Source organism: Halotia branconii CENA392, assembly GCF_029953635.1.
In the GTDB taxonomy this organism is placed as follows: Bacteria; Cyanobacteriota; Cyanobacteriia; order Cyanobacteriales; family Nostocaceae; genus Halotia; species Halotia branconii.
On the sequence record NZ_CP124543.1, the window covers coordinates 6,007,164 to 6,019,227 of the forward strand.

The window sequence follows — 12,064 nt, forward strand, 5'->3', positions numbered from 1 at the left end:
TAGCCCATTATCAATTACGAATTATGTTGACTAGGGGTGATGAAATCAAGATGCTGATGCAGAGCATCAATTGGGCTGCTACACCGATTGGAACTGCAAAAAATTGGTTACAAAGCTTACGAACTGCGATCAGCATTTGCCTAGGGTCTTCTTTACCCATGATGCTGTTTTGGGGTACAGATTTAGTTCAATTTTATAACGATGCCTATCGTCCCTTGTTAGGAGCCAAGCATCCTCAGGCATTAGGACAACGAGCGCAAGAATGTTGGTGTGAAACATGGGATGTAATTGAACCTATATTGACAGGGGTTTTAGCCACAGGTCAAGCAACATATTTAGAGAACCAGCTACGGTTGATTAATCGCTACGGCTACCTTGAGGAATGCTATTTCACCTTTTGTTATAGTCCTATTGAAGATGAAACCGGAGCGATCGCGGGGGTATTGATGGTAGCTACCGAAACCACAGCAACTCCTGCGGGGAACACTAACACCATCAAGCAGACGGAGTATGATACCCTCAAAGCCGAAATAACCGAGTTGCACTTGATCACAGATACCTTACCAGTCTTGATCTCCTTTGTGGATGCAGAACAACGTTATCGCTTCAATAACCGAGAATATGAAATATGGTTTGGGCATTCGGCAGCGGAGGTCTATGGAAAGTATCTTTGGGAAGTTTTGGGTGAATCTGCTTATGAAGCCATTCGTCCCTACGTAGAGCAGGTATTGGCAGGACAGCAAGTTGCCTATGAAACCCAAGTACCTTACAGATTCGGTGGCACACGCTACATTAGATCTACTTATGTACCTCGGTTCAATAATCAGGGAACCGTTGAAGGATTTGTGGCATTAGTCAGCGATATTAGCGATCGCAAGTTGGTAGAGGAGGAGTTGCGCGAAAGCAAAGAACGACTGAGATTTGCATTACAAACCGCAGAACTGGGCGATTGGGATTTGGATTTGAGAAACCAAACTGCTCAGCGTTCCCTGCGTCATGACCAAATCTTTGGCTATGAATCTCTTCTGCCAAAATGGACTTATGAAATGTTCCTAGAGCATGTTGTACCAGAAGATCGGGCTTTAGTCGATGCCAAATTTCGGACTGCTCTCACTAATAATCAGATCTGGAATTTCGAGTGCCGTATTCGCCGTGCTAATGGGGAATTAAGCTGGATATGGGCACGCGGGCATATCTATTTTAATGCCCAAGGAGAAGCAGTCCGGATGTTAGGACTGATCGCCGATATTAGCGATCGCAAGCGAGCTGAAACAGAAATTTGGCAATTAAAAGAAAGCTTAGAGCAACGCATTCAAGAGCGCACAGCCCAATTAAAAATTGCCAATCAAGAATTAGAATCCTTTTCTTATTCAGTTTCTCACGACTTACGCGCTCCATTGCGCCACATTGCTGGTTTTGTAGAATTGCTACAAAAACGGGTAAATTCAGCGATTTTAGATGAAAAAAGTCAGCATTATTTACGGACTATCGCCGCTACTGCAAAACAAGCAGGTATTCTAATTGATGAGTTGTTAACATTTTCGCGTATGGGGCGCACTGAAATGCGTCACATCGCCCTGAATATGGAGCAACTAGTAGCAGAGACCATACGCGATCTAGCTACAGAAACTAAAGGACGCAAAATACTTTGGCAGATCGACTCTCTACCAGAAGTGCAGGGCGACCCCTCAATGCTGCGTCTTGTTCTTTACAACTTAATCGGGAATGCCGTTAAATATACCAAGACTCAAAACCCAGCCAAAATTACTGTTGGAAGTACCAATGATCAAAACGAAGTTATCTTTTTCGTGCGAGATAACGGCGTTGGCTTTAATATGCAGTATGTACACAAGCTGTTTGGCGTATTTCAACGGCTACATACTGACCCCCAATTTGAAGGTACGGGCGTGGGATTAGCAAACGTGCAGCGCATTATTCATCGGCATAATGGTCGAGTCTGGGCAGAGGGTATAGTTGGTAGGGGAGCTACCTTCTATTTCTCGCTGCCCAAGTTGTTGAGAAAGGAGAAGGAATGAAAGAACTGAAGCGAATTTTGCTGATTGAAGATAGTGCCAACGATGCGGAGTTAGTATTAGCTGCTCTCTCGGAAAACCATCTTGCCAACGAAGTAATAGTGGTACGTGACGGAGAGGAAGCACTAGATTATCTTTATCGGCGAGGACTGTTCCGCTTACGTATGGAGGGACATCCTGTAGTAGTGCTGCTCGATTTGAAATTACCTAAAATCGATGGGCTAGAAGTGCTGACACAACTCAAATCTGACCCCAAAATGCGAGTAGTGCCGATAGTAGTATTAACTTCTTCAAAAGAAGAACCAGACTTAGCTCGATGCTATGAATTAGGAGTTAATGCCTATGTTGTGAAGCCTGTAGATTACCATGAATTTGTTGATGCCATTAAGGGTGTAGGGCTATTTTGGGCAGTAATTAATCGGCCTCCTTTAGGCGCTCTACCTTCTGCTCCTCATCGTTTACAGGAGAACAAATAATGGGTTTACTGCATTTCCTCCTGTTGGAAGACAGTTTGTTAGATGCAGACCTGATTCAGGTGATTCTCAACGAAGGGGGCATTGATTGTGAATTGTTACGAGTCGAAACCAATGCTGACTTTCTGGCAGCTTTGGAAACCAAGACTTTCAGCTTAATTCTTGCCGATTATGATCTGCCATCTTTTGATGGGATGGCTGCCCTCGAAATTACCCGCGATCGCTTTGCCGATATTCCTTTTATTTTTGTCTCTGGGGTGTTGGGTGAAGAATTGGCAGTAGAAGCTTTAAAAAACGGTGCTACCGATTATGTATTAAAACAACGATTAGGGCGATTAATTCCTTCTGTACAACGGGCATTGCGAGAAGCCCAAGAACGCCGCGATCGCCTACGTGCTGAAGAGTCTTTACAAAAAAGCGAAGCTAAGTATCGCCGAATTGTGGATACATCTTATGAAGGCATCTGGATGATTGACGCTCAAGGGTATACAGAATTTGTGAATCAACGAGTGTCACAGATGTTAGGTTATGCGGCTGAAGAAATCCTTGGTCGTTCCTGGTTTGATTTTATGGATCAGACTGATGATATGTCCACTCAAGAGCAGCTCGAATGGCTGACAACTCCAGAAAATGAACTCAAAGAGGGACGATGGCATTGCAAAGATGGTTCCTACATCTGGACACTGATTTCTGCTAAAGCCATTTATAATGATCAAAATCAAGTTGTCGGTGCGATCGCCATGCTAACTGACATTACTGATCGCAAGCAAGTTGAAAAAGAACGTGAACATCTTCTAGAACGCGAACAAGCAGCACGAACAGAGGCAGAGGCCGCTAACCGGATCAAAGATGAGTTTTTAGCAGTACTTTCTCATGAATTGCGATCGCCATTGAATCCGATTTTAGGTTGGTCAAAACTCTTACAAAGCCGTAAATTTGACGAAGCAGCCCTCAACAAAGCCCTAGCAACCATTGAACGCAACGCTAAATTACAAGTTCAACTAATTGAAGACTTGCTAGATGTTTCTCGCATCCTTCAAGGTAAACTCAATCTCAACATGGCAGCAGTTGATTTGGCATTCACCATTGAAGCGGCAATGGAAACGGTGCGTTTGGCAGCAGAGGCCAAATCTATTCAAATTCAAACGATGCTTGACTCTGATGTCAGACAAATTTTGGGTGATACAGCACGTTTACAACAAGTCTTCTGGAATCTTTTATCGAATGCTGTCAAGTTTACACCGGATGAGGGAAAAGTAAGTGTGCGATTGGAATACATTGACACTCATGCCCAAATTACCATTAGTGACACAGGTAAGGGCATCGATCCTGAGTTTCTACCTTATGTATTTGATTATTTTCGCCAAGCTGACAGTAAGACTACTAGAAAGTTTGGTGGTCTTGGGTTAGGTTTAGCAATTGCCCGTCGCTTAGTCGAGATGCACGGTGGCACAATTGATGTAAAAAGTCAAGGTGAAGGGCAAGGAGCTTTTTTTACAGTTAGGCTACCGTTAATCAAGAATAACGCCATGATCAAGGGTACACAGGTCGATTTCACAAATGTCACTACTGCTGATTCTCCCCTTATAGGGATACAAATTTTAGTTGTGGATGACAATACTGACACCCGTGATTTTTTTAGCTTTGTGTTAGAAGAGTTTGGTGCATTTGTAACCGCAGTGTCGTCAGCGAGTGAGGCATTACAAGCTTTAACACAAGCAAAACCAGATATCTTGATCAGCGATATTGGGATGCCAGAGATGAACGGCTATATGCTAATGCAGCAGGTGCGGGCTTTAGAAGCAGAACAAGGCAGAGAAAAGATACCAGCGATCGCCTTAACTGCTTATGCCAGCGAAATCGATCATCAACAAGCACTAAAAGCCGGATTTCAGCAGCACCTCGCTAAACCTGTACCCCCAGAAGAATTGCTGACGGCGATTTCTAGTTTATTACAGTCAGAAGGGTCAAAAGTAAAGAATACGTGAAAATACGGATTTTTACCTTCACTTAACCTAAAAGTTCTGTTTACTTAACCTTTGACCAATAATTTGCAAATGTACCCGTAGTTGTTAGTCGTTTCTATCCTGCGTAATAGCTGTCAATAACTATAGTCTACTTGACCAAAGGAGATGAAGACTCCGCATAGCTACTTTACAGCTAAGTGGTGCTTTTTCGTGCGCTCAATTTGCGGTTATGAGTATACCGCGTCTGACATCTAAAAACTAAGCGTTCAATTATTTGTTGAGATTATGACCATCCAAAAGCTTATCGCCTTTATTGCTCCATCTGCCATTTTATTAGGAGTAATGACAGCTCCTGCTGAGGCAGTTTCGCTCAAAACTCTCGGCACTTATAGTACAGGATTCTTTGATGAGGGGGGTGCTGAAATTCCGACTTATGACCCGCTGACCCAACGTTTATTTGTGGTCAATGGAGGAGCGAAAACTATCGATGTGATCAGCATCAGTGATCCTACTAAACCATCACTACTATTTAATATAGATATCACGCCATTCGGTGGAGGAGCTAACAGTGTTGCATTTAAGAATGGCTTGCTAGCAGCAGCGGTTGAGGCAGTGGTTCCTCAAGATCCTGGTAAGGCTGTGTTTTTTAATGTCAATGGCGATTTTCTTCATTCTGTCAACGTAGGTTCCCTACCTGACATGCTGACTTTTACACCAGATGGCAACCGCGTACTGGTGGCAAATGAAGGTGAACCTAATGATGACTATACGATTGACCCTGAAGGCTCAGTCAGTATTATTAATCTGGCGGATTATAGTGTAATCAATGCTGGTTTTAGCCAGTTCAATAGCCAAATTGCTCAGTTACGAAGTGCCGGAGTACGGGTTTTTGGGCCTAATGCAACCGTAGCACAGGATGTAGAACCTGAATATATCACCGTTTCTGAAGATTCTACTAAGGCTTGGGTGTCGTTGCAAGAGAGCAATGCGATCGCAGTCTTAGATTTGATGAAGAATGAGATTACCAATATTATCCCTTTAGGCTTTAAAGATTATAACCAGCCAGGAAATGGCATCGATGCTAGCGATCGCGATGACGCTATTAATATTGCTAACTGGCCTGTACTAGGTATGTATCAACCCGATGCGATCGCTTCTTATACTGTCAATGGTAAGACTTACATTGTTACAGCCAATGAAGGTGATACCCGCGATTATGACGGTTTTAGCGAGGAGGTACGATTAGGAAATAATGCTTATCAGCTAGACTCGAACGCCTTCCCTAACGCCGATGAGCTAAAACTACCGGAAAATCTGGGTCGCCTGACACTAACCAATACTTTGGGCGATAGCAATGGCGATGGTCTGTTTGAGCAGATCTACGCTTTTGGAGGTCGTTCCTTCTCTATTTTAGAGTGGGACGAGGCTACTAAAACACTCAAGCAAGTCTACGACAGTGGCGACGACTTTGAGCAAATTACTGCCCAACGCTTACCTAATTTCTTTAACTCTAATAACGATGAGAACAACTTTGATACTCGCAGTGATGACAAGGGGCCAGAACCAGAGGACGTGAAAATTGCCGAAATTAACGGTCGTTTTTACGCTTTTGTGGGATTGGAACGTGTCGGAGGTGTAATGACCTACGATATTACCGATCCTTTGAATCCTGTTTTTATAGACTACGTAAACAATCGCGACTTCACCTCTGAAACAACCTTAAATGGCGAAACTAACCCGGCTGTCAAAGACTTAGCCCCAGAAGGTTTACTTTTTATCTCCGCTACCAATAGCCCTAATGGCAAGCCGTTATTGGTTACGGCTAATGAAGTTAGTGGTACAACAACAATCTTCGCGATAGAGACGAAATCTGTTCCCGAACCTGGAGCTATTTTTGGCTTACTAACAGTTGGTGCAATGGGCATCCTGAAATTTAAGCGCAAGTACTAGTAGTTCATCGCATAAAATTTGGTAACTTATGGTAGTCAGATCCCCGACTTCTTGAAGAAGTCGGGGATCTTGCAGACTTGTGGAAAAGTGATGATATTAATAGGTACTTTTCATGGTAAGATCCTTATCTGACAAGGATTTTCGAGTTTAAAAAAATATCTAAATCTCTATTTCAACCTGCGAAATGTGGGTTTTAGGGTAATTTTAAGATAAATACTATGTACGAACAAATTTCTCACTCCCTGTTAAATTCCATACTAGATGATTTAAAGCCAGAAATTCGTCGGCAAGATTTACGGCATTTTTATACCCGTCTGGGTGCAAACTTTTACGCTATTCATTCGCTATTTTTTACGTTATACGGGCATCGAGATGATTTTCAACTGCAAATGTTACGGCTAGTTGAAACAATGGCGAAAGGCTATATTGATCGCTCTCCAGAGTTAGAGCAATTGGATATTCAACGTGAGCAAGACCACAATTGGTTTTTGTCACAAAAATGGGTAGGGATGGCTCTTTATTCCAACGGTTTTGCAGAAAATCTGGCAGATTTAGAGAACAAAATAGCCTATTTTCAAGAGCTAGGCATCAATATGGTGCATATTATGCCAATTTTGATGTGTCCTAACGGCCAAAGTGATGGGGGCTATGCCATCAGTGATTTTAGACAAATTGACGATCGCGTTGGTGATTTAGAAGATATCCGCCGGATTGCTAAGGAGTTTAGAAAGCGTGATATCTCGCTCATTTTGGATATTGTACTCAATCATACTTCTGACGAACATGAATGGGCGCAAAAAGCGAAGATGGGCGATCGCAATTTTCAAGATTACTATTTTATTTTTGAAAACCGAGAAACCCCTGATATGTTTGAGCAAAACATGCCAGAAGTTTTTCCTGAGACAGATCCGGGCAATTTCACTTGGAATGCCGAGATGGAAAAATGGGTGATGACGGTTTTCCATAGCTATCAGTGGGATTTAAATTACAGCAATCCCACAGTTTTTATTGAAATGCTCGATATCATTCTTTTTTGGGCAAATCAAGGCGTAGATGTTTTGCGACTCGATGCTGTGGCTTTTTTATGGAAAAAGATCGGTACTTCTTGCCAAAATGAGCGCAAAGCACATTTAATTTTGCAGTTAATGAAAGATTGTTGTCAAGTGACTGCGCCCGGTGTGTTGTTTATCGCCGAAGCAATAGTTGCCCCTGTGGAAGTCATTAAGTATTTCGGCGAGGATGCGATCGCCGCCAAAGAATGCGAAATTGCTTATAACGCTACTTTAATGGCGTTATTATGGGATGGAGTCGCCACTAAAAACACTAAGCTACTTTACCAAGGCATCAAAAGTTTACCTAACAAATTAGAACGCGCTACTTGGCTAAACTATGTGCGTTGTCATGATGACATTGGTTTTGGTTTTGACGATCACGATATTCGCGTAGTTGGTTATGAACCGAGAGCGCATAGAAAATTTTTAGTTGATTACTTAAGCGGTCACTTTGAGGCATCATCATCTAAGGGACTAGTATTCATGCCTAATGAAGCTACAGGAGATGCGCGTATTTGTGGTTCATTAGCTTCTTTGGTTGGATTAGAATCTGCACTAGAAACTGCTGATGAGTATTTGATTGCCCAGGCAATTAATAGAATTTTATTAATGCACGCAATTATTCTATCTTTTGGAGGCATCCCTCTAATTTATAATGGCGATGCGATCGCTGTACTCAATGATTACAGCTATATTGATGACCCAAGTAAAAGCAACGACAATCGCTGGGTACACCGCCCTAAAATCAATTGGGAAAAAGCCGACTTACGCAAAAAACAAGGCACGGTGGAATATACAGTATTCAGTGCTACGAAAAAAATGATTGCTATCCGTAAAGAAATTTCTGCATTTGCTGATTTTAATAACCGTGAATTGCTGCACCTCGAAAATGAACACTTGCTATGTTTTATTCGTTTCAATCATCAACGCCCATCAGAAAAAGTGCTGGTCGTCGCCAACTTTGATGCCAATCCACAATACTTGTATTTAGATTCACTTAGAAATACAGGCTTCAACATTTATGGTCAGTTTGTTGATTTATATAGTGGTATAAAACCAGAGCAATATGATGGTCGTATTACTGTAGAAGGATATCAATTTTATTGGCTAACAGAGACGTGAAAAAGCAGAGGGGCAGAGGGGCAGGGGGGCAGGGGAGAAAGATCAATCGGTGAGGTTGAAAATGACTGCACAACTACCAATCGCAACAGAAATTACCCCAACGGTGTTAAAATTTCATCCCGTTATTAACATGACGGATGACCAATTATTTGACTTTTGTCAGCTAAATAAGGATTTTCGCATCGAACGCAAAGCCAATAGAGAAATTGTGATTATGTCTCCTACGGGTTCGGAAACTGAAGAACGCAATTTTGATTTAATAGGACAATTATGGTTGTGGACTAAGCAAGATGGTACGGGTGTAGGATTTGGTTCTAGTGGTGGTTTTACATTACCCAACGGTGCTGTACGTTCTTTTGATGCTGCTTGGATAAAAAAGACACGTTGGGAAGCAATACCAGCCGAATCACGTAAAAAATTTGCTCCTATTTGTCCAGACTTTGTAATTGAATTGCGTTCGGAAAGCGATCGCTTGAAAGATTTGCAAGAAAAGATGCTTGAATATATTAATAATAGTGCTTTATTGGGATGGTTAATTGATAGAAAAGAGCGCAGAGTTTATATTTATCGCCCAGAAACTGCGGTTGAGGAATTAAATAATCCTTCAACATTAAGTGGAGAAGATATTTTATCTGGTTTTGTATTGAATTTAATTAGTATTTGGTAACAAGGTGCTTCACAATTCGTAATTCTGATGTTTGCAAGTTCAAGCGATCGCAATTTTAATCAATTTTTTAAAAATCTTCAAAACATCATACAAATCATTACCGGGGTTACGCATTGAAAAAACTTTTGATGTTGCGTATTGATTAGTACTACCTTTAACTAACTTGATAAAAATAAATTCACTACCCGTCGCAATCATTCCAAAAGTCGGCTTGTTAATAGTCGGACTACCAAGCATATACGCAAGTATTTGTGCTAGTCCGGCTTCAATTGAAAATGATGCTTTTTTTGATTCAATAATCATCACCCAAAGTTGGTCGCGCAAAACCAAAGTATCAATGCGACCTTTGACGATAATATCTTTGTCTGGGACTTCGATATCAATTGATTCTTCCGATTTGACGTAGAATGGTGCAAGGTAAAAATCACCGATAAAAAGCAACGGATCAGTTATTGCTTGACGAACCATTCCTTCTAGTAAGGGTGGATAATTAAGCAGGTTGAAATAACCTTGTTTAATTTTATCGAGCAGTTGTTTATCGTAGTTGGTCAGTTCTGACAAATCGCGTTGCCACTCAAAGAAAAAGTCAGGTTCTTGGACTAGTTGAATGCCGAAGTTGTCTATCAGGTAACGAAGGTTGATGTCTCTTGCTGGAATTGTCTGCATGGTCGCTTTTCGCTGGTCTTTAACCGATTCCTTCCTTTAACTGTAGCCTGTCATATTTTGCCTTCTCTGCTTCTGCTGTATTTTCAATCCAATCTTGTAATATATATTTTGGCTTGGCAAAATTAAATAGGTGCAAACCAAAGTCTTGGGAAAGATCTTCGCAGACTTTCATACCTCTAACACTATTTCCCTTGGCATCCAGAGGCGGTGAAAAAGTCCCAATCCCCAACTTACCGGGAACAACAGCAGTAATTCCCCCGCCTACGCCACTTTTAGCAGGTATTCCTACTCGGTAAGTCCACTCGCCAGAATAATCATACATGCCACAGGTCAGCATGACACTAATCACATATTTAACATAACGCTCATCAATTGCTCGTACTTTGGTAATCGGGTTAACACCACCATTGGCAAGAGTAGCAGCCATCATGGCTAAATCGCGGGTATTTACCAAAATCGCGCATTGTTGAAAATAAAGATCGAGAGTTTCTTCAATGCGATCGCTCACTATGCCAAAATTAAGCATCAAGTAAGCCATTGCTCGATTGCGATTGCCTGTGGCTTTTTCTGAGAGAAATACCGGAACGTTAATATTATGTTCTCTACCAGTGTAGCGGCTAAACATTTCCAGCAGACGTTTGAGACGTTCAGTAGCTCCTTTACCTTTAATTAAATCAGTAGTGGCGATCGCACCTGCATTAATCATGGGATTATAGGGACGATTCGTTTTTTTATCAAGAACAATCTCGTTAAATGCGTCTCCTGTCGGTTCAACACTGACCTTTTTACAGACTTCTTTTGGCCGGCGATCTTCTAATGCTAAACCATAGACAAATGGTTTAGAAATCGATTGAATTGTAAATAATTGATCGCAATCTCCAACCTCGAAGATTTTACCCTCTGTTGTGACTATACAAATACCAAACCATTCTGGTTTAGCTAATGCCAGTTCGGGAATATAGTTAGCGACGATACCTTTTTTAAGGCATTTATGCTTTTCGTATAAATCTTTTAGATAAGAATGAAATGGCGAAGCTACCGTTGGAATTGAACTAGTGAATGAGCGCAAATCGCTTGTGTCAACCATAATTTTTTTCAATTTTTAATGCGAGGTTAAGGTTTTTATACCAATTCTTCATGAAGATACACTAAATTTTGTAATTACGAACCGCCCTACGGGTTCAGCAGTTCCTCATGGGGGAAACCCCCAAGACCGGACTGCTTCACCAAGAACGCCAAGAAAGAAAAGGATATGATTAAGTGTAAGTTTATAGAGAATTGATATTAGTAAGTGTAGTATTTTAAATACAGCGGTTTTCTAATGAATGAAATACACCACTTTAGTCCCTAGCCCCTAATTCCTAGCCCCTTTTCCTTATTAGACAGAAGCGCTATATCTTCTCAAAACTGCACTTTGTACAAATCAAATAATTCCCCTGATTGTCGCCTAACTATCTTAGCGCCAGCAGTTTTAATCGTTTTTTCCCATTCTTTTATCGGTTCTAAAAATACCTCAGCCCCTAAATAAGTTTCTAGAACCGCCCAATCCTCAGCTAAGGGCTGTTCTGCATTGAGAATGTCAAATACAAACTGTCCACCCGATTTTAAAACTCGTTTGACTTCTAATAATACAGCACCCCAATATTCCAGGGGATAATAGCAGCTAAATCCCGTGGCGATCGCTAGATCAAACTGGTCTATGGAATAATTTAAGTGATGAGCTGGGCCTAACTCTACACCTTTGAACAGTTTTGAATTTAACTGCGAACCACGAGAATTGAGAGTATCCCGTGCCATATTACTCACTTCTTGTCCGTAAAAAAACGCTTGCCAATCTCGCCAAGGATATATTAAAAAACTGACACCGCAGCCAAGATCCAAACAGTTTTGATTTTTTTGAGGTTGAGCAATTTCCCAAAAGGGAGAAACAATTCTGCCTGTTAATATACCAGCAATCCATTCTTGATAGATGGGCATTTCCTGGACTTCTGCTGGTAGTTCAAAAGTGTTACCTTCATACTGTTGGTTAAAGCGATATGCTACTTGTGCTATCCTCTCGTCCCATTTGTCTGAGTTATGAATATTGCTTGCGAGATTTGAAAATGGCTTTTTAGACATTCAGTTGATATTTTTT

9 protein-coding genes are annotated in these 12,064 nt (G+C 41.4%); 6 read left to right on the forward strand and 3 right to left on the reverse strand.

Translation table 11 applies throughout. The features are described from left to right. Positions 1–23: 23 nt before the first annotated feature. The 6 genes from QI031_RS26345 (at position 24) to QI031_RS26370 (ending at position 9,264) form a co-directional block, all read left to right on the forward strand. Positions 24–2,036, forward strand: a complete 2,013-nt coding sequence (locus tag QI031_RS26345; protein WP_281482532.1) for a PAS domain-containing sensor histidine kinase — start codon at positions 24–26, stop codon at positions 2,034–2,036. Beyond that, entirely contained in the window at positions 2,033–2,509 is a 477-nt protein-coding gene (locus QI031_RS26350) for a response regulator (protein ID WP_281482533.1), read from the forward strand. Before QI031_RS26345 ends, QI031_RS26350 begins: the two co-directional genes overlap by 4 nt. Beyond that, the gene (locus tag QI031_RS26355) at positions 2,509–4,494 is read left to right on the forward strand and encodes a hybrid sensor histidine kinase/response regulator (RefSeq protein WP_281482534.1); all 1,986 of its coding nucleotides are present in this window, start codon (positions 2,509–2,511) and stop codon (positions 4,492–4,494) included. The genes QI031_RS26350 and QI031_RS26355 overlap by 1 nt, the downstream gene beginning before the upstream one ends. A gap of 264 nt (positions 4,495–4,758) precedes the next feature. Beyond that, a complete protein-coding gene (locus QI031_RS26360) occupies positions 4,759–6,423 on the forward strand; it encodes a choice-of-anchor I family protein (protein WP_281482535.1) in 1,665 nt (554 codons plus the stop codon). Between the two features lie 218 nt (positions 6,424–6,641). Further along, positions 6,642–8,597: an amylosucrase gene (locus QI031_RS26365; protein WP_281482536.1), complete on the forward strand. Its 1,956-nt coding sequence runs from the start codon at positions 6,642–6,644 to the stop codon at positions 8,595–8,597. A 61-nt stretch (positions 8,598–8,658) separates the two neighbouring features. Further along, positions 8,659–9,264: a Uma2 family endonuclease gene (locus tag QI031_RS26370; RefSeq protein WP_281482537.1), complete on the forward strand. Its 606-nt coding sequence runs from the start codon at positions 8,659–8,661 to the stop codon at positions 9,262–9,264. A gap of 39 nt (positions 9,265–9,303) precedes the next feature. Here the strand turns inward: QI031_RS26370 and QI031_RS26375 are convergent, their stop codons facing one another. The 3 genes from QI031_RS26375 to QI031_RS26385 form a co-directional block, all read right to left on the reverse strand. After that, positions 9,304–9,930 (reverse strand): restriction endonuclease subunit R, encoded by a 627-nt coding sequence (locus QI031_RS26375; protein ID WP_281482538.1) that lies wholly within the window; start codon positions 9,928–9,930, stop codon positions 9,304–9,306. A 19-nt stretch (positions 9,931–9,949) separates the two neighbouring features. Continuing rightward, positions 9,950–11,017, reverse strand: a complete 1,068-nt coding sequence (glsA, locus tag QI031_RS26380) for a glutaminase A (RefSeq protein ID WP_281482539.1) — start codon at positions 11,015–11,017, stop codon at positions 9,950–9,952. 314 nt (positions 11,018–11,331) lie between these two features. Further along, positions 11,332–12,048, reverse strand: coding sequence for a class I SAM-dependent methyltransferase (locus QI031_RS26385; RefSeq protein WP_281482540.1), 717 nt, complete (start codon positions 12,046–12,048; stop codon positions 11,332–11,334). Between the last annotated feature and the right edge of the window lie 16 nt (positions 12,049–12,064).